The organism is uncultured Pedobacter sp. (assembly GCF_913776295.1).
In the GTDB taxonomy this organism is placed as follows: domain Bacteria; phylum Bacteroidota; class Bacteroidia; order Sphingobacteriales; family Sphingobacteriaceae; genus Pedobacter.
Genome location: NZ_CAJYOJ010000039.1, coordinates 53,194 through 78,112 on the forward strand (window position 1 = coordinate 53,194; position 24,919 = coordinate 78,112).

Here is a 24,919-nt window from a genome sequence, read left to right on the forward strand (position 1 = left end):
TTCTGTTACTGTTGCAGTAGCACTTTTGGCTACATTGTTCTATAAACTGCAATTTTATAAATACCGGGATAGAAATGTACCTCAAATGGCATACCTGCTGCATTTCTTTTAAAAGATGATTCGATAACCCTTTTGGTATAAGGATGCACTTCTATGGTATTGCCTTTTTTTAAATAACCATTCCCGATCATCGTATCAATGTCCTTAGGCCGTACATGGATGCAACCATGTGATTCTGATAATAGAAAAGGCAAACCTGCAGCGGTTGCCGCTTCATCAGGCGGCGTAGTATGGATAAAATCGCCCAAAACATGTTCCTTACCATTCATTTTACGGTCGTTGTTCAGGTCTTTAAAATATTTGACCGAAACATGTCCGAAATCGTTAAAAAACCATTTGGTCGGGATAGGTGATTTGGGGTAAAGATCACGCTGGTATTTGAGAATGTAATTTTTAACGGCTTTCTGATCGTTTTTATATTTGCCCCAAGCTGCGTTAACATCAGTTAACTTTTTCCAGGTACCCATATGTTTTACCATCACAACGTCTCCGTTTATTTTAACTTCGGTACCCCATGCTATTCCTGACCATTCGGCATATTTTCCATAACTCACATGTTTTTCTATACTTTTGATCACAAACCTTCCCGTAGTGGTAGAGGTTTGTGCATGACCATCATCTCCCATTTTAACGTTTGATGGTCCACCATGCGCATCATATTCCTTAATTTTTACGAGCGTATTCATTACTATTATCTATATTTTAAAATCTCAACCATGGTTACATGGGCAAGCGCTAACTTTTTATTACTATTAAACGTTAATTTTAGGGCGGTATTGGCATCAACAGTAATTTCAACCGGTAGGGGCGTTTCAGTATTGCCGATCAATGGTTTTTCTTTTTTTATATCTCCAAAGTATCTGGTAAAATCTCCTATAGTTAACGAATCTGTAATCGACTGCGCTACCAGTAATCTGATTGCTGCTTTAATGTGAGCCACTTCACCGATTCTATAGGGATGAACGATGATGCTATCACGACCAATCGCTTCGCCTTTGTAAATGCTGATGGGTAATTTACCGGCAAATGCTTTGTTAGTTGGAACAATACCCAGATTGTCAAATTTGCTTAAAGGCAATTGGGTTAAAGCAGCTGTGTAAGAAAGAAAATTATCGGTAGTACTAGCTTTCTTTGGCAACTGATGGCCTTTTTGTTGATCTGGCTTTTGATCACCTCCACTACAGCCTGCAACACACCAAACTATAACAGCAGTAAAAACAAGAAACACATAAAGGCAAACAGATAAGCGCATCATTTTCATTTAACTAATTTAGGTTGAAGAAATAATGTAAATATTGAAGACGTGGATACAAAATTCTCGTAATCATTACGTCTAATTGATTAAACTTATACATTCCTTTCCTTCGGGCATTTAGAAGTGCCAGATATGAGGGAATCTATATTGAATTGTAAGATGTAGGCATGCTGAAGTACCTGGTACCTTTTGCCTGAAAAATTTAAGCTAGCTTTGAAAGCCATAGTTTTAAAATTTAAAGGTTAAAATTTGATTAGTGAAGCGCTGGGCTACAAAATCTATTAAACCAAATATCAGGCCAATTGTGAGGCTCTAAGCTCATTAACCATCATGATTATGATACTTAAATAGAAAAAAATAAATGTTTTGATCGCTTCAAACTAATCATACAGGTTGCGGGCATTGTTGATTTTTTTTATCATTACTTAGCCGTAACATACCGTTTTGTGGGCATTAGTCTGAAAAATGATACAGTTTTTAGTTTAGGGTTTAGGGTTTAGGGTTTAGGGTTAACTCTTTCTTACTAACTAAGTTTTCAAAACAATTTTAATCTTAGAAAGACAAGCCAGCATGCTATGTCCAAATTACCCCCCCACATGCTCATGCCTGCCCGTTCGTTCGGGCGGTCACGCGCGAGCCTTAGACGACTGACCTGTAGCCCTTGTTTCGGTTTTAGATTTGCCGGGTGTGCTGCAAAGGTTTAAGTGAATTAAACCCGGTAGCAGCGAACACGATCCCGATTTTTTCATCGGGAGATGTAAAGCGGATAACGGGGCTTTCGGAACCGATTGATACGGAACCCTGATTTTTCACAATATAAGAAAGATATGAGATGCGAGATTTGAGACCTAAAAGTTGGTTGCCAATCAATATCATTTAAGACAAAATCTATGATGTTTTCACTACAATATCACTTAGCTTCGTCATCATTAGAGATAATTTATTTGATAAAATTCGATATTATTGACAGCCCTATGCCGAGTTGTCCTTTCGAGCGGAGTACAACACAACCGAGAACCAGAAGGCTTAGCGAAACTAAATCTGTCTCTATAAATTTCTCCCCGCCTGTACGGGCAGGCCTGTCCGCACAGGCGGGCATTTCGCTTCCGATGAAAAATCGGCACGCTCCAGTCTAAAAGATTCTTCTATAGGATAACATATAGCTACATGGTAATTAAAAATACGATTTCTACTTGTAAACCAAATCAGATAGCGACCAGATCAGCAGGAAGCCATCACTACCCCTCTTGCTCTATTTTATTTATCAGAAAATAAACAGGCAGCCCCAGCAACACAATGATAAGTCCTGGCCAGGTATATTGTTGTTTGTAAATTAAAAGCAATATGCAAAATGCTGCACCAATCAATAAGTAAATAATTGGCGTAATCGGGTATAACCAGGTTTTGTAAGGTCTTTCCATTGCCGGTTTTTTTATCCTCAAGTAAATAACACCAAAAACAGTGATCATGTAAAAAAACACGATAACAAAGGAAATCATATCTAAAAGATTACCATACTGGCCACTTAAACATAAAACGGCTGCCCAAATACCTTGCATCCATAGCGACCTTTCAGGGACACCATTTTTATTGTTTTTGAGTGCTGCTTTAAAAAACATACCGTCTTGTGCCATGGTTTGAAAAACCCTTGCTCCTGCCAATACGATTCCGTTAACGCAGCCAAAAGTAGATATCATAACCAAAAGCGCGATGATTACTGTACCTATACCACTGCCAAAAATCTGCTCTGAAGCTGCAACGGCAACCCGATCGTTAAGGGCAAAAGCAATACTATCTCTGTTTAAAGTATTGAGGTAAACAAAATTCACCAATAAATAAAGAACCATTACGGCCGATGTACCCAAAACCATTGAACGCACCACATTTTTTTTCGGGTTTTCAATTTCTCCGGAAACAAAAGTTACGTTCTCCCAGGCCACACTCGAAAATACTGAGCCTACCATTGCTGCAGCAATCCCGCCCAGTATGGTCATTCCTGAAATCGACTCCCATCCAGATTTTAGAAAATTGCCTGTCGGATCCATTTTCAGATTATTGAAAGCATTCCATCCAAAGCTCATATTTCCAGACCAAAAACTATTTTTCACCAAAAGAAAACCTAAAATAATCAGGCCGATTAAGGCGACTATTTTAGAACCCGTGAAGATATTCTGCAGGATCTTGCCGCCCTCGACACCTTTTGTATTGATATAAGTGAGTAGAAGAATAACACCAATAGCCAAAATCTGGATCCAGGTAATTTTATAGCCACCACTTTGAAAAATTGGAGCAGCATCGTTCAAAGCCGGAATCAGATAGGCCGTAAATTTACCAAAAGCCACCGCAACAGCAGCGATAGTACCCGTCTGGATGACGGTAAAAAGGCCCCAACCATACAGGAAACCCATCATTTTACCAAAAATTTCTTTCAGGTAAGTGTATTGCCCTCCTGCTTTAGGAAACATAGAAGAAAGTTCACCATAAGAAATTGCCGCTGCCACTGTCATAATTCCAGTAATGATCCATACCACAATTAACCAATAACCAGAACCTAAATTCCTCATGATATCGGCACTCACAATAAAGATACCGCTCCCGATCATCGAACCCATTACGAGCATTGTAGCATCAAAGAGGCTTAACTTTCTTTTAGCAGTTCCTTCTCCTTTTTCCATTTTCATTTTTAGTTTGGTTTAGTTGGTGGCTAATTTATTTAAAAAAAAGAAAATCGGTGCGCTCAGTATGTATTATTTTAATTGAACAAAATTTTATTTAAGATGGCCATAAAATTGTAATTACAAGAAGAATATTTTATTAACTTGCTAAGTATAAGTCCGAAGTATGAAGTTTGAAGTTCCCGTTAAATTACCAAACTGGCCAGCTTCAGCGTTTAGGACGGCGTCTTTAGAATAGATAAAACAGCTTAAACAATTAACAGATTCAAACCGTTAATCCATTAAATAACCACTAACCAAATATAAAAACCAATTATTGACTATGAACTTTTTACAAAACAATTTAATTTACTGTATTCCGGCGCTGGGCCTTGTTGGCATTATCGTGATGATGATTAAAAGTTCCTGGGTGAACAAGCAAGATGCAGGTGACCAGAACATGCAGGAACTTGCGGGCCACATTGCCGATGGAGCCATGGCTTTCTTAAAAGCTGAATGGAGGGTATTGAGTATTTTTGCTGTTTTTACGGCAGCACTCCTGGCTTATTCAGGAACGATCACTGAAATTAAAGGTATCCCGATGCATTCAAGCTGGATTATCGCTATCTCTTTTATTATTGGAGCAGTATTTTCTGCCACCGCAGGTTATATCGGTATGAAATCGGCTACAAAAGCTAACGTAAGAACCACACAGGCGGCCAGAAAGAGCTTAAAACAAGCCTTAAAAGTGTCGTTTACCGGAGGAACGGTAATGGGTTTGGGCGTTGCCGGACTAGCTGTTTTAGGTTTAGGTGGCTTATTTATTGTATTTCTTAAGCATTTTAATGTTGTTTCGGTTAATAGTGTTGAAATGAAAACTGCAATAGAGGTTTTAACCGGCTTTTCTCTGGGTGCCGAATCCATTGCCCTATTTGCCCGTGTAGGCGGTGGTATCTATACTAAAGCTGCAGATGTTGGTGCCGATTTAGTGGGTAAGGTAGAGGCTGGTATTCCTGAAGATGATGTGCGCAACCCCGCTACCATTGCCGATAACGTGGGAGATAATGTGGGGGACGTTGCCGGGATGGGTGCCGATTTATTTGGTTCGTATGTAGCCACTATCCTGGCAACTATGGTGTTGGGCCAGGAAATTAACGTAACTGATAATTTTGGAGGAATGTCTCCTATTCTTCTACCCATGGTAATTTGCGGACTGGGCATTATATTTTCGATCATCGGGACCTGGTTCGTCACGATTAAAGACGAAAAATCGAATGTGCAAAATGCATTGAACCTGGGTAACTGGTCATCTATTGTGATTACGGCAGTTGCTTCATTTTTTATTGTGAAATGGATGTTGCCTGAAACGCTTAATCTACGTGGATACGAATTCTCCAGCATCAACGTATTTTATGCTATTATAGTAGGTTTGGTAGTGGGTACCATTATGAGTGTTGTTACCGAATATTTTACGGCAATGGGCAAGGGACCTGTAAATTCAATTATTCAACAATCTTCAACCGGACACGCCACCAATATTATTGCAGGTTTATCTGTAGGGATGAAATCTACCGTAATTCCTATTCTTGTATTGGCCGGAGGAATTATGGCTTCCTATCATTTCGCAGGCCTGTATGGGGTTGCCATAGCCGCAGCCGGAATGATGGCTACGACAGCCATGCAGTTGGCCATTGATGCTTTCGGGCCGATTGCCGATAATGCCGGTGGTATTGCTGAAATGAGCCAGTTACCGCCCGAAGTACGCGAACGTACTGATAATTTAGATGCTGTAGGTAATACCACCGCAGCCACCGGAAAAGGTTTTGCCATTGCTTCAGCCGCGCTTACTTCATTAGCCTTGTTTGCTGCTTTTGTGGGTATCGCCGGCATTACTGCCATTGATATTTATAAAGCACCTGTTCTGGCCGGTTTATTTGTAGGTGGGATGATTCCTTTTATCTTTTCTGCTTTATGTATCCAGGCGGTTGGCAAAGCCGCAATGGATATGGTACAGGAAGTGCGCCGCCAGTTTCGTGAAATACCGGGCATTATGGAATACAAAGCCAAACCTGAATACGAAAAATGTGTAGCCATTTCTACCAAAGCCTCCATCCGTGAAATGATGATGCCGGGCGCGATTGCTTTAGTTACACCTGTAATTGTGGGCTTCACGTTCGGACCTGAAGTTTTGGGCGGTTTATTGGCCGGCGTTACCGTAACGGGCGTATTAATGGGTATTTTCCAGAGTAATGCCGGTGGTGCATGGGATAACGCCAAAAAATCTTTCGAACAGGGTGTAATGATTAATGGAGAAATGCACTACAAAAAATCAGAACCGCATAAAGCATCTGTAACAGGAGATACTGTTGGTGATCCTTTTAAAGATACTTCCGGGCCTTCGATGAATATTTTGATTAAATTAATGTCTATTGTTTCACTGGTTATTGCTCCTTACATCGCAGTAAAGGCAATTGAAGGCGAACACAAACAGGAAGTTCGGAAAGAAATCAGGATTGAACAAAAAACCGATGCTTTGGGCAACATAAAAACAGACACTTTGATTAATACAACCGATACATTGAGCCGTTAGTTGTAAAATCATAGATATAAAGACTCATAAAAGGGATTTTAACAGAATCCCTTTTACATTTACGTAATTTTTAATTACGTTTGGGGCTGAAAAACTTATATTCACCAATAAATCAAAACAACAACTAACTTTTATGAGTTTATTTCTCAAGAAATCAATTACTCAACTTTTAGCAGATTCATCAGAATCTGAGAAAAGCTTAAAACGCACCCTATCAGCGGGTTCGCTAGTTGCTTTAGGTATCGGGGCAATTATTGGCGCAGGCCTTTTTGTCCGTACTGCAAATGCAGCAGCCCAAAGTGCAGGCCCATCAGTAACTTTCGGGTTTATCTTAGCGGCCATCGGTTGCGCGCTTGCTGGTCTGTGCTATGCTGAATTGTCATCTTCTATTCCAATTTCGGGTAGTGCCTATACCTATACCTACGCTACAATGGGTGAGTTTATGGCCTGGATTATTGGCTGGGACCTGGTTTTGGAATATGCAGTAGGTGCAGCTACAGTTGGTATCGCCTGGAGCGAATATCTTAACAAATTACTCACTGAAGTTATACACACCAGCCCCATACCTTATGAATGGTGCCACTCGCCATTTCAAAGTGAAGGCGGTGTAAATGGAATCATGAACGTTCCGGCATTACTTATTATTTTCTTATTGAGTCTTTTGCTGATAAGAGGTACGCAGGAATCAGCATTTGTAAACGGACTTATCGTAATTACAAAGGTAGCCATCGTATTGCTAATCATTGCTTTCGGCTGGTCTTTCATCAATCCGGTTAATCACACACCTTACATTCCTGAAGCGACAAAATATGTTGATAAGGAGGGTTTAACACATAATTTTGGTGGTTTTTGGGGTATTGTTGGTGCTGCGGGCACCGTATTCTTTGCCTTTATTGGTTTTGATGCGGTAAGTACGGCAGCTCAGGAAACTAAAAACCCTAAAACAGCGATGCCAATTGGTATTTTAGGGTCTCTTGCAGTATGTACTGTTTTGTATATCCTTTTTGCACACGTTTTAACTGGTATGGCCCCGGTAGAGTTCTTTAGAACAAAAGGTGGCGAGGCATCTGTTGTTGCAGCAATTATTGACTATATGCCAGGTTATGGTTGGTTAGCAAAACTGGTAACAGTAGCTATTTTGGCCGGTTTTTCTTCCGTAATTTTAGTGATGTTACTGGGCCAGAGCCGTGTATTCTACTCCATGAGTAAAGATGGTTTATTACCTAAAATTTTCAGTGATTTACATCCCAAATATAAAACGCCATATAAAGCAAATATGATTATTTTTGTAATATGTGCTTTGTTTGCTGCATTTGTGCCAGGCGATGTTGTGGGTGACATGACCTCTATTGGTACATTATTTGCCTTTATATTGGTTTGTGCGGCTGTAATCGTACTAAGAAAAACAGACCCAGGTTTGCATAGAGAATTTAAAACTCCATTTGTGCCATTACTACCTATTTTAGGTATCATTGCCTGTACTTTAATGATTTTAGGCCTACACTGGACCAACTGGTTAAGGTTATTTGGCTGGCTGGCTATCGGCTTTGTAATTTACTTTGGTTATAGCCGCAAAAATTCAGTTTTGGGTAACACAGGGAAAACAGTAGACCCTGTTGATCCTCCTAAACCAGAATTGTAAATTCAACAACCATATTTTCATTTAGCCCCGATCAAAAGTCGGGGCTTTTTTATGTTAAATAATTGTTAATAAAGTTACCTTTGCAAAAAACCGATAAAATGTACCGCAATCCGGCCAAACTTAAACGCATTTATTTTTTTTTAACTATTGCTTTATTACTTAGTTCCGCATTAGCGCATGCACAAAGGACGATTAATGATGTAATGGATTCTACTACGGTTAATCATTTGCTCATCATATCAAAAAAGTACGGCTCATTATCATTTAGCGGATATTTGCAGCCACAATTCCAGCTGGCAGAATCAAAGGGGACACAGGCCGAATTTCAGGGAGGAAATTTTGGTGATTTCACCAACAACCGTTTCAGATTGAGGAGGGGCCGATTAAGGGCCGACTATATGATGTTGACCGAGGATGGCAGTCCATCTACCTATTTCGTACTGCAGTTTGATGGCACCGAACAAGGTGTGGCTATCCGCGATTTCTGGGGACGTTATTATGAGAATAAATGGAAAATGTTAGCGGTAACATTAGGGCTATCAGGTCGTCCGTTCGGTAACGAACTACAACTGTCTTCTTCTGTAAGAGAAGCACCAGAACGTGGACGGATGTCGCAGATTTTAATGAAAACCGAGCGTGATCTGGGGGTTACTTTTACCTTAAATCCACGCTGGAAAGATGCCAGCCTTAAAAATTTTGTATTCGATTTTGGCATTTATAATGGACAGGGCTTAGCCGGTAATGGGGAGTTCGACAATAGTAAAGACTATATTTTTAGGTTAAGCCACAAACCTTATGCATTTAAAAAATTTACCGTTGCAGGCGGTATAAGTACCCTTCAGGGAGGCTTAGATCATCGTTTGCCGGTAAGCTACAAAATGGAGCAGAACAATAATGTATGGAAAATGGTTAAAGACTCTTCTGCCGCAACGGTAAATAAAGTTGCTCCGAGACGATATTATGGTGCAGACATCCAGTTAGCTACAAAAACGAAAAGCTGGAAATCAGAACTTAGGGCAGAGGTAATTTCGGGCTTACAAACGGGCACTGCAACCACATCAACTACACCAGGCTCCTATCCTGTCGACAACAAATCGCTTGCATTACCTTATTACACCAGAACTTTTAACGGTGCCTACTTTACTTTTGTGCAAACTTTAAATAGTACTGATAACCAGCTCATTTTAAAATACGATTGGTATGACCCTAATGCAAAGGTTAAAGGAACGGATATTTCGGCTGACAAGGGACTATCGCCTGCAGATATTCGTTTTGATACGTTTGGTTTTGGCTTTCTACATCATTTCAATCCTCACTTTAAAGCGGTAATTTATTACGACGTCATTAAAAACGAATCGACACAGATTAAAGATTATACTGCTGACAGAAAAGACAATGTGCTCACTTTAAGAACACAGTTCTATTTCTAATAAATATTTTCTTCATATCGGAATTGACACAAATTCCACTACCTTTGCTTAAAATTGCGCCGCTATGAAATCTGATTTTATGACGTTCAACTTAAGCCAGATCCTATCAACAACGATGGTATTGTTTGCGATTATCGATATTTTGGGTGCGATCCCGGTAGTAATCGAACTTCGTAGAAAAGCCGGCCATATCGAATCGGAAAAGGCTTCGCTGGTAGCCACAGGCTTAATGATCCTTTTTTTATTTGTTGGCGAATCGCTGTTAAAAGTTATCGGTTTAGATGTAGAATCTTTTGCTATTGCAGGCTCCTTCGTAATCTTTTTTATCGCCATGGAAATGGTATTGGGATTAACTATTTTTAAAGAAGAAGCACCAGAAACAGTATCTATAGTGCCGTTGGCTTTTCCTTTGATTGCCGGGGCCGGAACAATGACCACTTTGCTTTCGCTAAAAACAGAATATCATACCCAGAATATTTTAGTAGGTATTATCCTTAATATGTTGTTTGTTTACTTTGTATTGAAAAACACTAACAGACTGGAAAAACTTTTCGGAAAATCGGGTCTGAATATTTTGCGTAAAGCTTTTGGGGTAATTTTACTGGCGATTGCCATCAAATTGTTCAGGAATAATACGGGACTATAGAGATCATTTCAAAGATTTGTCACCCTGATCCAATAGCGATCTGATTTATTTCAGGGTCCAATCAGGAAATTCAGTATGACTATTAATCGAGATCTCTTACGTTTTAAATAACAATACTTTAACCGATCTGTAACAAAAGATCCCTATATTCATCTAAACATAAAGCTTAAACGATGAACAGCTTTGAAGAATATACTTTACTCATCGGCGCAATAGCCGTTTTATTAGAAGCGGTAAAGTACGTTAAAAGGAATTTCGTATCCTGGTTTGAACATAGGTAATTAAATGGATTCGTTCAACTTGATTGGCAATTTTAAAGCATTAGCATTCCCAAATGCGCAAGATCCGGGAATATATTTACTGATCTTGAGATCCTTTAATCCTGATTATCCTAATGCTTAATCATCCTGGCCACAAACATCGTATCAGCATTATTTTCGTAGCCTTTTATCAACTCCATCTTTTCCAATTCCAATGGCAGTGTATCAACCAAATGTTGCACCACAGCCTCGTTTTCCGCCGCGAACGCTGAACAGGTAATGTAAATCAAAGGTTTTCCCGGCTTAAGGTATTTTACTACGTTCTGAGCGATCCCTTTCTGTATGGCGGTAAACTGGTTAATTTTACGTTCTTCAAAAAAAGTAAGCATTTCGGGAGTTCTTCCCCATGTTCCCGAACCCGTACAAGGTGCATCTAAAATAATTCCATCAAATTGATAATGGTGTAAAACCTGATCATTGTTCTGCAAAAGATCAAGTTCTTTTTTATGGTATTTTCTAATTCCTGCCAGGCGAAAACGCTCATCTAAATTTAAGAGCACGCTCTCCCGCAAGTCGGAAACTAAAAGTTCAATTACCGGTTCAAAACTGTGTAGCAGCAAAGTTTTTCCGCCCGAGGCCGCACAACAATCCCACCATTTATCCCATTTATTTGGCTGAAAGTACAAGCCAGTATGTTGTGAAGATAAATCCTGAACCTGATAACTTCCTTCCTTTAAAATAGGTTCAAGCTTGGTTCCGTTTGGCAAGGCCAGGGCAGTATCAGTAATGGCTTTAACGGTGATGTTTTCAGCTTCCAGCTTGGCAATAATGGCTGCTGAATCTTCAGCTTTCACCCGGATGAACAGATCTGGCTGTTTAAAAAACGAGGTAAAAAATACTTCTTTATCAATGCCGTCTGAAAGTGCAGCATGAAAAGGATAAACCTGTTCCCCATCAAAATCAGGATATTTAGCTTTGATCAGCGCTAATTTTTCTTCGGGCGATACCGCGATGCTTTCCTTTAAATCGGGCAGGTTCTTTTCTACTAACAGGCTTAAAGTATCGTGACATAGAAAATCTGCAATACTCAAACGCTCTTCGGCAGGTAATGACGGTAAAGCCTTACCTAATCTAAAAAAACTGTAGATGTATCTTGTTGCCCATCGCCTGTCAGATGAACCCATTTGTTTATGCTGTTTAAAATAAATGGGTAGAAAGCGATGTAAGGGCATGCTACCATCATAACTATTTAAAATCTGTTCAAAGGCTCTTAACTGATGATCTGCTCTCATGCGATAATTAAAATGGAAGAAAATTGTAGATTACTCAACCGGGCTTAAGGCGAAGTTTTTATACTTCAATAACATTAAACTGGTATTAATATAGCCCGATTTTTCATCACGGATAAATGAAAAATTATTATGCAGCCCTTTGTATTTATCTTTTACGATATAATCCCTGTAATCTTCACCATAGGTTACCAGCAACCTGCCGAAATAATAGCCAACATCAAAACCTTTAAAAGCAAACTCCCCGGGCTCAAAACCATATTTATAGCGGTATTTTTTGATAAAAGTAATCACGTTAGGGTTTTTATAGTCGATTTTATAAGAAGAACTGATGATGGTATTCAGATCCTGTAGCTTATCTGCCGGGTAATTTTGTTTTACCCAATTCGGATGGCCAAAAAGCGAGATATTATATCCACCCGTTTTAAGATGTTTTAATTTATACAGTTTTTCAATGGTAGGCAGTACAAAAGCACGATCTGAAGAGGATAGCACCACTGCATATTGTTTGCCTTTGATCATCCTGGTTTCAAAAGCAAAGGCAGAAGCATATTCCTGAACAACAAATTTACCATTGGCCTGTAAATAACTTTTTATGGGCGCTGCAAAAGCTTCGTCTTCTGTTTTTTTAGGGTTGATGAATACCACAATCGTATTTGAAGGATTGTAATTTTTAGCCAGATAGGAAGCTATCTTTTTTCCATGTATCCCAATATTATTTACAACAGATACCAGATTTGGATTATTGAATTCGGTGGGTTCTGATGCAGCTAACGGAGATACAATAATGGCATCATTTTCTTTGGCATAATTAGAAATAAACTTTAATCCATCCGGAAAAACAGGCCCAATAATTAAATTGCTTTGCTTAAAACGTTCATTCTTGTACAAGGAAGCAATGTGCGCATTGTCATCCTCCGTATCAAAAACATTTAGTTTAAAATTCAAACCCAGGGCTGCAGCAGAGTCCAATCCCAATTTAAAGCCCTGATAAAAATCGATAGGCATGGCATACTTTTCGATCTCGGCCTTTGTAGCTGTTTTTAAATTCAGCTGATTTAATTTGAAGGGGACAAGCAGGGAAACACTTGCCTGCGAAAACCTCTTAAGTGGCTTTTTGTCTGTGGGCTTCTCTTTTTCAACCGGTTTATCTTTCTCTGGTTTAGGTGTCCTGATTTTAGGCGAACAAGCACCTAAAACCATCACAAACAAAATCAGCAATCCGTAAACCTTCTTCAAATTCATACCTATCGTTTTTTAACAAAATATGCTAGCAAAGTTTATTCCACCTTGCTAGCATCACCTTAATTTTATACAGTTTGTATTCCAAACTGACAACTCAAAACTGCAAACTAAAAGCTATTCCCACTCAATAGTTGCCGGTGGTTTAGAGCTGATATCGTACACTACCCTATTGATTCCCTTAACTTTATTAATAATTTCGTTTGAGATTTTAGCCAATACCGGATAAGGCAGGTGGCACCAATCTGCGGTCATGCCATCAAGTGATTCTACCGCTCTTAAAGCAATTACATTTTCGTAGGTACGTTCATCGCCCATCACCCCTACCGATCTTACGGGTAAAAAGATTGCTCCAGCCTGCCATACTTTATCGTATAAACCAGCTTCTTTCAAATTATCGATATAAATTTTATCTGCATCTTGTAAAATCGCCACTTTTTCAGGGGTAACTTCTCCGATGATTCGAATGCCCAAGCCCGGTCCTGGAAAAGGATGGCGCCCTAAAATAAATGATTCTAAACCTAATGCAGTACCTACTCTTCTTACTTCATCTTTAAACAAAGTTTTAAGCGGTTCTACTACTTTAAGTTTCATAAAATCCGGCAAGCCGCCCACATTATGGTGCGATTTAATGGTTGCAGATGGACCTTTTACCGATACGGATTCGATAATGTCAGGGTAGATGGTACCCTGAGCCAGCCACTTTACATCCTGGATCAGGTGAGATTCCTCATCGAAAACTTCGATAAATACACGGCCAATAATTTTACGCTTTGTTTCAGGATCTTCTACACCCGCTAACTGACCTAAAAATTTGTCTTTGGCATCAACGCCCTTAATATTTAAGCCAAAATCTTTGTACTGCTCTAAAACACTTTCATATTCGTTTTTGCGTAATAAACCATTATCCACGAATATGCAGTGTAGATTGGTACCAATAGCTTTATGCAAAAGTACCGCGGCAACACTGCTATCTACGCCGCCTGAAAGCGCCAGAACCACTTTATCATTACCCACAGTAGCTTTAATATCTGCAATGGTTGTTTCAACGAAAGCAGCCGAAGTCCAATCCTGGCTACAGCCACAGATATCAACCAGGAAATTTTCTAAAAGAATTTTTCCATCAATACTATGGGTAACCTCAGGGTGAAACTGAATGGCATAAGTATCAGAATCTTTAATGTGGTAAGCTGCAACCCTCACGCTATCGGTACTGGCAATCAGATCAAAATTTTCAGGAATATCGGTAATGGTATCGCCATGGCTCATCCAAACCTGAGAACCAATGTTGATCCCTCTAAACAATTTGTTTTCCTGATTTACAAAATTTAAGTTAGCACGGCCATACTCACGCGTTGAGGAAGGCTGAACGCTACCACCTGAATGTTGGGCGATGTATTGCGCGCCATAACAAACGGCCAGTAATGGATATTTTAAATGATATTTTGATAAATCAATCTGAGGTGCATCTTCCTGGCGAACAGAATACGGACTTCCAGAAAAGATAACACCTTTTACATCGGGCGTAACCTCTGGAAGATTGTTGTATGGATATATTTCACAGTAAATATTTAGTTCGCGAACCCTACGGGCGATGAGTTGTGTAAATTGCGAACCAAAATCGACGATAATGATTTTTTCTTGCATCCGCAAAGGTACCAATTAGATACGAGATTTGATACGGAAGATTAGAGATTTTTAGTGGAAAAGTCAGAAGCGGCAGTCCGGAGTCCGAAGACAGTTTTCAATTTGCAGTTACTAACAAATCAGTTGTAATGAACCGATGAACAATAACTACCAAACAACCTTTAATCCTGCTGACCTGTATTTAATCATATCTTCGTCTCTACTGATTAAAGTTATATCTTTTTGAATAGCTTGCCATATTAGCATCTTATCAAAAGGATCTCTATGCCAGTTTGCATTTAAATGATGGTAATTAGCCACATCGTCAGGTAAAAGGGGCAAAAGTTCATAACCAGCCTCTATTGCGAGTTTAGGCAGAGCCTCTGGTATTATTCCCAAAATATCGAGCTTATTTATGGAATGTTTCAAAGATATTTCCCAAAAACTTATGGTACTCACTAAAATTGTATTTTTCTTATCCTTTAAAATTCCCATACAGGTATTTGAAAGCTTAGGTGAATACATGAATGACCAAACTAGTACATGAGTATCTAAAAGGTAAATCATAAACCTAAGAATTCTTCTTCTGTAATCTTGAAATCATCTCTAAATACTATTTCTGCTTTTCCATCAAGCATACCTATTTTGCGCTCTTGATTAATTTCTTCCAAATCAGGAACGAAATAGCCAATAACTTCCTTCTTCCTTCCATAAGTTACAGCAATGCCAATACCCGCCTTAACATCTTCCAGTACTTCAGAAAATTGAGCTTTAAATTCCCCGACAGACATTGTTTTCATAGCTAATAGTTTTATAATCAAAGATAAACAAAACTTGTCAAGTTGTCAAGATAAATATTAGCCTTAAGTTTTTACAATTAAAAATGATAAAACGCTAGCTTTCCATCAAAATCACCTCTACGCCAAATTTCCTCAAAAAGTCAACCCCTTCATCGCTGGGTAAACCTTTGTACGCCGCATAAGATTTAGAATAATATACCAGTTTGATCCCTGATGATAAGATCAGTCGGGCACAGGCAATACAAGGTGACAGCGTGGTATATAGCGTGCATCCTTCTATTTTTGATCCATTTTTTGAAGCATATAAAATGGCATTTTCTTCCGCATGCAGTGCTAAAGAGCAACTCCCCTTGCTATCGCGGGCACAACCATGCTCCGGCCATTCTTCATCGCAGTTATGTGTACCGGCAGGCGGGCCATTGTAACCTATGGAAATAATGCGGGTGTCTTTTGTTAAAACGGCACCAACATGCGCACGCACACAGTGTGAGCGGGCAGCTAAATCGGTAGCCAGGTTCATAAATATCGAATCAAAACTGGGTTTATCTGTCATTTGCTAAAATAAAAAAGCCACAAAGAATTCAATCTTTGTGGCTGCTAAAATACTTTATTAAAAATTAATGTCCGCCAGAAATTTTCTGGTCGAAATTAATCCCCTGTGATCTTAATATGGAAGCTACCCTCCAGGCATAAAATGCCAGGTAAGCAAAACAAATGATACCCACAATATAGCTATATTGAATACCTGTAAATTCTGACACCAAACCCTGTAACCAGCTGATAATACCACCACCCATAATCATCATAATTAAGAAGCTGCTTCCCTGACTGGTATGTTTACCTAAACCGCTAACGGCTAAAGTAAAAATACATGGCCATAAAGTGCTGCAGAACAAACCTACACTGGTAATGGCATATACACTTGTCATGCCGGTAGTAAACATACCGATCAATAAAGCGGTAATACCAATAGCAGAGAAAATCAATAACATTCTGGCGGGGTTACCTTTACTGGCCATATCCGCTAAAATCAGCACCAAAATAATAGCTGCATAAACGTAAAAAGGAGCCAGATCATGTTTTGCAATTGCATTTACCACCAGGAAAATACCAAATGCTAAATAAGGCGCAATGAAACGTAATATTTTTTGCGTACTTACATTATCGGTAAAAGCTTCAACAGCACCAGTCCAACGACCAATCATCATACTTGCCCAGTATAGCGAGATATAAGGTGCAATATCTTTAATTTCAAAACCCAAATCTTTTTCCATGTAGGCAGGTAAGTTACTCGCTGTTGAAACCTCAACACCTACGTAAACGAAAATGGCTATCATACCCAAAACCAGTTGCGGATAGTTCAATGCCGATCCCTTAATCGATTTAGTATGATCTGCTGAAGCTTCCACCAAAGCTGGTCGATCAGGTAATGATGACATTTTTAAGAAAATGGCAACCGCTATAAAAGCTACGCCCAAAATTAAATAAGGAATTTTAACGCTTTCTACACTGATGTTGGTGTTTGCATTTGCTGCCGAACCGAAAATGGCAAAACTTACAATAAGCGGTCCGATGGTTGTACCAAAGTTGTTGATACCACCTGCAAGTGTTAAACGCTGCGAACCTGTTTTAATCGGCCCTAAAGCAATGGCCAGCGGATTGGCAACTGTTTGCTGCAAAGAGAAACCCAAGGCTACGATAAACAAGCCTGAAAGCATCAATGGGAATGAGTGTAAATTGGCGGCAGGATAAAAAAGCAACGTACCTGCTGCTGAAATAACTAAACCAAGAGCCAATGAATTTTTATAGCCGAGTTTGTTTACAATATCTTTCCCTATAATAACTGAAATAAGGTTATAGATTAACGCGCCCACCGTATAAGCGATGTAAAATGCCAATGAAACCAACTGACTTTCGGCCTGCGATAAATCAAATGCCTTTTTAAATACCGGGATGAGAATGTCGTTACTGGCGGCCACAAAGCCCCAAAAGAAGAATACAGTGACCAGTGGAATAAACTGCGCCCACTTGGTTTGCGTTTGTTCTGAATTCATATTATAAATCTAGTTTTAGTGGGGTTAAACATAAATAAAAAAAACTAATAACCAGTATTTTTTATGCAACCTATGCAACAAAAATAAATGTTACATGTTTAGGTATAAAATTGCATATTCGCATATTCTAAACAATAAAATGCATGTTTGAAGCCATATTACTAGGTATAGGAGCAGGGATTATTTCATCGTTTTTAACAGGGCCGGTATTTTTTGCAATGATCAAAACCAGCATAGAAAGGGGCTTCAAAGCTGGTTTCTCTTTAGCGGTAGGCGTCATAATCAGTGATATTATATTGATTGCCCTGGTACTTTTCGGTAGTCAGTTTGTTGATTATAAGGCAGAATTTGATAAATACGTAGGCACTGTTGGTGGAGTATTCCTACTTGCGGTTGGTATCTATTACCTGGTTTCCAAAATCGCCGTGCATTACGACAGCACCACGCTCCAAAAAGTGAGCAAAAGAGGCTACGTGCTCAAAGGTTTTTTAATGTGCATCCTCACTCCTTCTACACTCATGTTCTGGATCATTGTAAGCGGTATTATCTCTGTTAAACTAAATAACATGCTTAACGAAAAACTGGTTTGCTTTTTTATTGCCATGGCCACGCAACTCAGTATTGATGGTGCTAAAAGTTTTTATTCCAGCAAGCTCCGTTATAAAATCAAAGAAGATGCGCTTAGAAAGCTGAATAAAATTGCAGGTGTAGTCATCATCTTTTTCGCCTTCTGGCTGATTATTAAAACATACCTGAAGTTTTACGCATAAAATTTACATTCCCTGCAAATTAATCTTGCATAGCGCCTTTTGTTCCTTAATAGTTTTTTTGAAAAGCAATGACGGTGCAGCTATTAAGCGTTAGTCCTGCCAATGCTGCAAGTCCTCACCCGGTGAAAAACCGGGCTCCGGGCTTTACGCGAATGTCAGGTTTAGATAGCGGGGCAGCTGTATTGGAAAGCCACATGATTAAAAGATTGCTTCGTCGTTTCCTCCTCGCAATGACGTGATTTTTAATAAAGCTTATTCTTCTCTCTGTGCAAACTCAGTGCACTCGGTGGTAAAAAAAATAGCCCATATTACTATGAGCTATTTGTTATTCAACTATTTTAGGATCTAATATGCCCTTTGGTTATTTCCTTCTTTCCAGTTAATAAAAGCTTTATTAACCACCTTATTACCGCCTGGTGTAGGGTAATTTCCGGAGAAATACCAGTCACCTTTGCTTTTCGGACAAGCCTCATGCAGGTTTTCTAAACTCTGGTAAATTACTTCAACCTCAGCAACAGTACCTTTTGGGGTAATAATCTGTGCAATTTTAGCCGAAATTTCTTCCGGGGTAAATGGTTTATAAATTTCTTTAACGTGGTTTACAATTTCCTCTTTAGGTAAAAGTAGCGAAGTTTTACATTTGGTGTAAACATCTTCAATTACCTGCCACATGCCACGTTCGGTAAGCAATTGTATAGCTGCATCAAAGGCCACAAACTGTCCCATACGGCTCATATCAATACCATAACAGTCAGGGTAACGGATCTGAGGTGCAGAAGAAACGATAATGATTTTCTTAGGATGTAAACGGTCTACAATTTTAATGATACTCTGTTTTAGAGTAGTACCACGCACAATCGAGTCATCAAGTGCAACCAAAGTGTCCTGGTGGTTATTGATAATACCGTAAGTCGTATCGTAAACGTGTGCCACCATTTCACTACGATCGGCATCCTGGGTAATAAATGTCCGTAGTTTTACATCTTTTACAGCCAGTTTTTCAACCCTTGGTGCCAGCGACAATAAATCGTCTAACTGCCCATCTGTTAACTGCTCTTTTTTATGCAACAACGTTTCTTTCTGTAGATTCCGTACATACCGCTGAACACCATCAACCATTCCAAAGAAAGCAACCTCTGCAGTATTCGGAATAAAAGAGAAAACGGTATTTTTCAGATCGTAGTTAACTGCCTGAAGAATTTTATCACTCAGTAAGCGACCTAACTGTTTACGTTCGCGGTAAATTTCAACATCGCTTCCTTTTGAGAAATAGATCCGTTCAAATGAGCAGGATAATCTTTCGGTTGGCTCGCGGAACTGCTCCATGCTTACCTCTCCGTTTTTCTTGATAATCAAAGCATGACCTGGATCGATCTCCTTAACATCTTTAAACTGAATATTAAATGCGGTTTGTAAAGCTGGTCTTTCAGAAGCCGCTACCACAATTTCATCATCGTAATAATAATAGGCCGGACGGATACCTGCCGGATCGCGCATGATAAACGAATCGCCGTTACCCACCATACCGCAGATCGAATAACCACCATCCCAGGTTTTGGCCGAGCGGCGAAGAATATTGGCAATATCCAGGTTATCAGATATTTTATGGGTAATGGCAACGTTATCGTGTCCTTCTTTTTTGTACTGATCAAAAAGCTCCTGGTTTTCATCATCCAAAAAGTGACCGATTTTTTCCAGTACGGTTACCGTATCTGCTTTTTCCTTTGGATGCTGCCCTAGTTCATACAATTGCTCCAATAACTCATCCACATTCGTCATGTTAAAGTTACCGGCAATGACCAGGTTACGCGTCATCCAGTTATTTTGCCTTAAAAAAGGATGACAATTTTCAATACTGTTCTTACCGTGTGTACCATAACGCAAATGGCCCAATAAAACTTCGCCAATAAAGCTGACGTTGTTTTTGAGCCATTCTGTATCCTGCATTAACTCAGGGGTGTTTTCCTGGATATCGACAAATTTGTTCTGTACATATTCGAAAATATCGGCTACCGCATTAGAGGCCATGCTCCGGTATCGGCTAATATACCTGCTGCCAGGTTTCATATCCAGTTTAATGGTGGCAATACCTGCGCCGTCCTGGCCCCGGTTATGCTGTTTTTCCATTAAAAGGTATAATTTGTTAAGGCCGTAAAGTGCTGTACCGTACTTTTGCTGGTAGTAAGAAAGTGGTTTTAACAGGCGAATAAAAGCGATTCCGCATTCGTGTTTTATCTGATCACTCATTATATGGATTTGAAGCCGCAAAGTTATCTTTTTAAACATTCAGAACCTAAACAAAAGTGTTTTCTTTTGTGATGATGAGTTTGATCTGACAGATAATACCAACAAGCCATCACTGCATTTCCCAAGTTAAAAACCTGTATGATTAATTAGAATAGTTCTAAATAGCTTGCAAAACAAACTTAAAATTAACACCTTTGCAGCATTATTAAGATTTAGTCTAAATTGAAAGAAATATATACCTCCTTATTATTTTTGTTTATTTGTTACACTGCGCTGGCGCAAAATAAGCATGTGGTTACCGGAAAAGTGGTTGATATAAACAACCGGCCGATCCCCTCTGCAAATATTAAAATTGTGGAAACTAACCAATATGGCACCACTACTGAAGACGGGTCTTTTAAATTCAGCCTCAGCAATTTAACCAATACGACTTTAACCTTTGAATTTTCTTTTATTAGTTATCAGCGTATAACAAAAGAAATTAAAATTTTAGCCGGTGATATTAATCTTGGCAATATTGTTTTAAAAGAATTGAATTTAAGTCTGGAAACCATCGATATTAATGCGAAACGCAATTACGAAGGACAATCGAACTCTTCCTTAATGATCTCCAGAGATATTATTGAACAAACCCCTGCCCTCAGTTTAAGCGATTTACTGAACCAGATACCGAACAGAAAAATTGTAGCCCCCTCTCTACAGCGAGTGCAAACCATCAACCTGCGATCTTCATTCGAACCCACCACCAACCAAAGAGGCCAATTTGAACTTAGCAATGCTTTTGGTGTAGCCATAATTGTTGATGGCAATGCCATTAGCAACAATATGAATATGCAGAGTTACAATCCGGGCATGCTTGGCGCTGGCAACTCCTTGTTGTCATCAGAAGGATATGGCCTAAATGGTTCGAGAGGAACAGCTTACTCAGGTGATTATGCTTTTGGAGGAACAGATTTAAGGCAGATTCCGGTTGATAATATTGAAAGTATAGAGGTCATTCCAGGTGTCGCACCTGCCAAATATGGTGATTTGAGTGATGGTGCAGTCATTGTTGAAAGGCAGGCTGGAAAAGCACCTGGTTATCTGCGCATGCAACTTCGAAATGACGCTACTTCTTACGGTTATTCGCAAGGTTTCAAACTCTCTCCAAAAGCGGGCGCAGTAAACATCGGACTAAATTATGTAAATTCTTTTGCCGATAACCGTGATAAACTTAAAGCCTATAAAAGAATCAATACCAATTTAATGTATTCGAACACTTTTGGCCGGGAAGCCAGGTTAAAAAACACCTTAAGCCTTGATTATGGCAAAAATTTGGACGGCGTAAAAAGTGACCCGGATGATATTAAAAAAGCACTGATGAGGTTCGACAGCTGGAATTTCAGTGTAAACAACAGAAGTTCATACCGTATAAATAATAACTTTCTTAAAAACATTTCAATTAACTTACGCTATTCAGAAGGCCATCAGGTAACATATAAAGAAGAATTTAAAAACGAACCTTATGTGATTATCTCCGATGCCACTTCTACCGGCATATTCGAAGGTGCTTACGTAAAGGGTATTTATACTTCCCAAACCCTGATTGATGGCAGACCAGTTAATGCTTCTGCAAAACTTGATCTGAATGGCGATTTCAAAACAGGAAACGTTACACATTTTTTAACTTTTGGAGCGGGTTATGATTACGGTGCCAATAAGGGCATGGGACAGGTACTCGATCCTAACAGACCAAGGTCTGGAACGGCCATTACCACAACGTCCTTAACACCATCGCGTTCTGAAAGGTACTACGATTTTAACCTGGCAGTACCACAAATCAATGTTGGTTTATATGCTGAAGACATGTTTAAACTCCCGCTATTTAAAAAGGAATTGAATGTAAGAGCAGGTTTGAGGTATGACGTTCAAAATGCTTTGCCATCATTTTCGCCAAGGCTCAACTTAAATTATGCTCTCAGCAAATCGGTGAAGATTGGTTTCGCATATGGGCTTTCCTTTAAATCGCCGGCGCTGGCGCAACGTTTTCCGGGACCAACTTATTATGAAATTCCTTTAGTCAATTCATACAACAATAGCAGTGCCTTAGAAAGCACTTACCTGGTCTATGTAAACCGTTACGATCATCATTCAGAAAACCTGAAATCAGCTCACAGTCAAACCATCGAACTCACCTCACAGGTTAAAATTAAAGATTTTAACCTTTCAATCAGTTTGTTTAGTAAACTGTCAAGAAATGGAATCGGAACTGTTGCTACACCTGTTATTGTAACATTGCCCACCTACAACGTGGTTCCGCAACCCGGTCAGAAACCACTAATTACCGAAACCGGAACCAGGAATTATTATTTTGTTTACCACAGATTTGATAACGACCTAAGCGCTGACAACCAAGGACTTGAACTGATATTGAATACACCGAAAATTAAAGCTATCGCTACTTCTTTTAACCTCAGTGGTGGAATTTTTAGGACCAATTACCAAACCAAAAGCGCGAGATTGGGTAACACCTCCGATCAAACCATCACACGCGATGATTATGCAAAAGTTGGCTTTTATGAACCACTTAAAAGAATTTCATACTTAAGTAATGGCCGTATCAGTTCTGCAACACATATTCCAAAGATCAGCCTTATGATTAATTTTATAGCAGACTTCTCCATTGCTCAAAAATCAATTGAATCGCCTAATTCGGGTATTCCATTTGCCTATATCACCAATAATGGCAGGTATGTTACCATCACCAACTTTGACGCCAAAAACCCTGATTACGGGCAGTTATTTAAACCATTATCAGAAATAAATAAAGACAATGTGCCAAAAATTGTTCCGAATTTCCATTTGTCTATTTCAAAGGAAATCAAGAAAAGACTGAAATTCTCCTTCAATGTATTTAATGTTTTCAATTATCAGCCTTATTATATCAGCTCATCCGGCACATACACCTATCCCAATTCTGCTCCATCGTTTGGCGCAGAAATATCCTTAAAACTTTAATTTTTATAGTCATGAAAAAGTACCTTTACCTGCTTCTAATCGCCTTTGCCTTCACGGCCTGTAAGAAAAACAATTTAACCGAGATTGAGCCTGTTGATTTAAATATTAAAATCAACTATAGCCTGTCAACCAGTACCTATACCCTACCGCTCAATATCGCTAAACTGAAAATTACCAATATCGAGACCAGAACAGTACAGGAGTTTACCGCTAATGATAAAGGGGTTATCCTGATTTCTAAGTTGGCCCCTGGATTTTACGATATTGATGCTTCTGCTAACTTTAGCGCGAACGAGTATTCGACCATTACAGGAACAGTTACGGAAAAAGCAGTCACCTTTAATGCATCTCTAAAAAATAAGCAGATTACGGTAGGTTTCTCTGAAAGCATCAACTTGAACCTGATTGCGGGCAGTGTTGGCGACTGGGTGATCAAACAAATCTATTTTGCAGGATCAGATCGAGTAAATGGAGCGCTTTACAGGGATCAATTTATCGAGTTTTACAACAATAGTGATAAAACACTTTATGCTGATAGTTTATACTTTGCAGAAACGACCGGATTGATCACCAAAAGCACATCAGGATCATATAATTTGTTGCCAAGCGGGCAATTGGACTGGAGTAAATCACAAAATATGCCTGCTAATATCGACGCCAATAATGATTATGTATATGCACGTGCTTTTTTAATGATCCCGGGTAACGGAAAACAGCATCCTGTTGAGCCAGGTAAAAGTATCGTAGTTGCCCAAACTGCAATTAACCATAAAAGTCCATTTACCGGAGCAGATGGCAAAGCGATTACGGTATTAGATCCTGGTTTAACCGTTGATTTAAGCAAAGCTGATTTTGAAGCTTATTATGCACCATTTTTGAGTAAACCTTTAGCTTCTGATATCGACAATGCCAGTGTTCCTAATCTCGAAGTACTGTCATACTTCGGTACTGATATGATATTTGATAACCCAGGAAGATATGGGTATGTATTAGTGAAAGTTGATGGTACTCAAAAACCGAAAGACTGGCCACAATACAATTATCCAACCAAGGCTACACCATCATCAACCGCAGGCAAATACTATCAGATACCAGCTAAATGGATCATTGATGCTGTTGAAGTGCAACCTAACGAAGCAACTGACCGTATCCCGAAAAAATTTGGAGCAATCCTCGATGCTGGTTTTACCTTTGTACCACTTGGTTCATATACTTCACAATCGGTCATCAGGAAAACCGAAAAAATGATAAATGGCAGGATTATCCTGAAAGACACCAATAACAGCACTGAAGATTTCGACTATTTCAACGTTGCTAATCCGAGAGGATTTAAATAAAAAATTAATTGCTGGTCGGA

18 protein-coding genes are annotated in these 24,919 nt (G+C 39.2%); 7 read left to right on the forward strand and 11 right to left on the reverse strand.

Annotated elements, in window-relative coordinates:
- Positions 1-29: 29 nt before the first annotated feature.
- The 3 genes from QZ738_RS06990 to QZ738_RS07000 form a co-directional block, all read right to left on the reverse strand.
- On the reverse strand, positions 30-746 hold the full coding sequence (locus QZ738_RS06990; protein ID WP_293785987.1) for a hypothetical protein: 717 nt from the start codon (positions 744-746) through the stop codon (positions 30-32).
- Positions 747-751: 5 nt separating this feature from the next.
- Positions 752-1,321 carry a hypothetical protein gene (locus QZ738_RS06995; RefSeq protein WP_293785989.1) on the reverse strand — a complete coding sequence of 190 codons (570 nt, stop codon included), beginning with the start codon at positions 1,319-1,321 and terminating at the stop codon, positions 752-754.
- 1,232 nt (positions 1,322-2,553) lie between these two features.
- A complete protein-coding gene (locus QZ738_RS07000) occupies positions 2,554-3,990 on the reverse strand; it encodes an APC family permease (RefSeq protein WP_293785991.1) in 1,437 nt (478 codons plus the stop codon).
- A gap of 322 nt (positions 3,991-4,312) precedes the next feature.
- On the opposite strand from QZ738_RS07000, the gene QZ738_RS07005 reads away from it, so the two are divergent.
- The 4 genes from QZ738_RS07005 to QZ738_RS07020 all read left to right on the forward strand — a co-directional run bounded on the left by QZ738_RS07005 (position 4,313) and on the right by QZ738_RS07020 (position 10,277).
- On the forward strand, positions 4,313-6,559 hold the full coding sequence (locus tag QZ738_RS07005) for a sodium-translocating pyrophosphatase (RefSeq protein WP_293785993.1): 2,247 nt from the start codon (positions 4,313-4,315) through the stop codon (positions 6,557-6,559).
- A gap of 133 nt (positions 6,560-6,692) precedes the next feature.
- Complete coding sequence (locus QZ738_RS07010) at positions 6,693-8,201, forward strand: amino acid permease (RefSeq protein ID WP_293785996.1); 1,509 nt, start codon at positions 6,693-6,695, stop codon at positions 8,199-8,201.
- Between the two features lie 80 nt (positions 8,202-8,281).
- Positions 8,282-9,631 carry a porin gene (locus tag QZ738_RS07015; RefSeq protein ID WP_293785999.1) on the forward strand — a complete coding sequence of 450 codons (1,350 nt, stop codon included), beginning with the start codon at positions 8,282-8,284 and terminating at the stop codon, positions 9,629-9,631.
- 79 nt (positions 9,632-9,710) lie between these two features.
- Complete coding sequence (locus tag QZ738_RS07020) at positions 9,711-10,277, forward strand: MarC family protein (RefSeq protein ID WP_029274105.1); 567 nt, start codon at positions 9,711-9,713, stop codon at positions 10,275-10,277.
- A gap of 391 nt (positions 10,278-10,668) precedes the next feature.
- Here QZ738_RS07020 and QZ738_RS07025 read toward each other — a convergent pair whose 3' ends face one another.
- The 7 genes from QZ738_RS07025 to QZ738_RS07055 all read right to left on the reverse strand — a co-directional run bounded on the left by QZ738_RS07025 (position 10,669) and on the right by QZ738_RS07055 (position 17,548).
- Entirely contained in the window at positions 10,669-11,829 is a 1,161-nt protein-coding gene (locus QZ738_RS07025) for an RsmB/NOP family class I SAM-dependent RNA methyltransferase (RefSeq protein ID WP_293786002.1), read from the reverse strand.
- Positions 11,830-11,859: 30 nt separating this feature from the next.
- Positions 11,860-13,071, reverse strand: coding sequence for an ABC transporter substrate-binding protein (locus tag QZ738_RS07030; RefSeq protein WP_293786005.1), 1,212 nt, complete (start codon positions 13,069-13,071; stop codon positions 11,860-11,862).
- Positions 13,072-13,185: 114 nt separating this feature from the next.
- The gene (guaA, locus tag QZ738_RS07035) at positions 13,186-14,715 is read right to left on the reverse strand and encodes a glutamine-hydrolyzing GMP synthase (RefSeq protein ID WP_293786006.1); all 1,530 of its coding nucleotides are present in this window, start codon (positions 14,713-14,715) and stop codon (positions 13,186-13,188) included.
- A gap of 147 nt (positions 14,716-14,862) precedes the next feature.
- Positions 14,863-15,261, reverse strand: coding sequence for a type II toxin-antitoxin system VapC family toxin (locus QZ738_RS07040; RefSeq protein WP_293786007.1), 399 nt, complete (start codon positions 15,259-15,261; stop codon positions 14,863-14,865).
- A complete protein-coding gene (locus tag QZ738_RS07045; protein WP_293786008.1) occupies positions 15,258-15,494 on the reverse strand; it encodes a prevent-host-death protein in 237 nt (78 codons plus the stop codon). The genes QZ738_RS07040 and QZ738_RS07045 overlap by 4 nt, the downstream gene beginning before the upstream one ends.
- A gap of 94 nt (positions 15,495-15,588) precedes the next feature.
- A complete protein-coding gene (locus tag QZ738_RS07050) occupies positions 15,589-16,047 on the reverse strand; it encodes a dCMP deaminase family protein (RefSeq protein WP_293786010.1) in 459 nt (152 codons plus the stop codon).
- Positions 16,048-16,111: 64 nt separating this feature from the next.
- The gene (locus QZ738_RS07055) at positions 16,112-17,548 is read right to left on the reverse strand and encodes an MFS transporter (RefSeq protein WP_293786012.1); all 1,437 of its coding nucleotides are present in this window, start codon (positions 17,546-17,548) and stop codon (positions 16,112-16,114) included.
- Between the two features lie 143 nt (positions 17,549-17,691).
- Between QZ738_RS07055 and QZ738_RS07060 the strand changes: the two genes are divergently transcribed.
- The gene (locus QZ738_RS07060; RefSeq protein ID WP_293786014.1) at positions 17,692-18,318 is read left to right on the forward strand and encodes a LysE family transporter; all 627 of its coding nucleotides are present in this window, start codon (positions 17,692-17,694) and stop codon (positions 18,316-18,318) included.
- Between the two features lie 345 nt (positions 18,319-18,663).
- Here the strand turns inward: QZ738_RS07060 and QZ738_RS07065 are convergent, their stop codons facing one another.
- Positions 18,664-20,565: a class II glutamine amidotransferase gene (locus tag QZ738_RS07065; RefSeq protein WP_293786016.1), complete on the reverse strand. Its 1,902-nt coding sequence runs from the start codon at positions 20,563-20,565 to the stop codon at positions 18,664-18,666.
- 222 nt (positions 20,566-20,787) lie between these two features.
- Here QZ738_RS07065 and QZ738_RS07070 point away from each other — a divergent pair, with 222 nt between their 5' ends.
- On the forward strand, positions 20,788-23,562 hold the full coding sequence (locus QZ738_RS07070; RefSeq protein ID WP_293786018.1) for a TonB-dependent receptor: 2,775 nt from the start codon (positions 20,788-20,790) through the stop codon (positions 23,560-23,562).
- Between the two features lie 11 nt (positions 23,563-23,573).
- Positions 23,574-24,899 (forward strand): DUF4876 domain-containing protein, encoded by a 1,326-nt coding sequence (locus QZ738_RS07075; RefSeq protein ID WP_293786020.1) that lies wholly within the window; start codon positions 23,574-23,576, stop codon positions 24,897-24,899.
- The last annotated feature ends 20 nt before the right edge of the window (positions 24,900-24,919 follow it).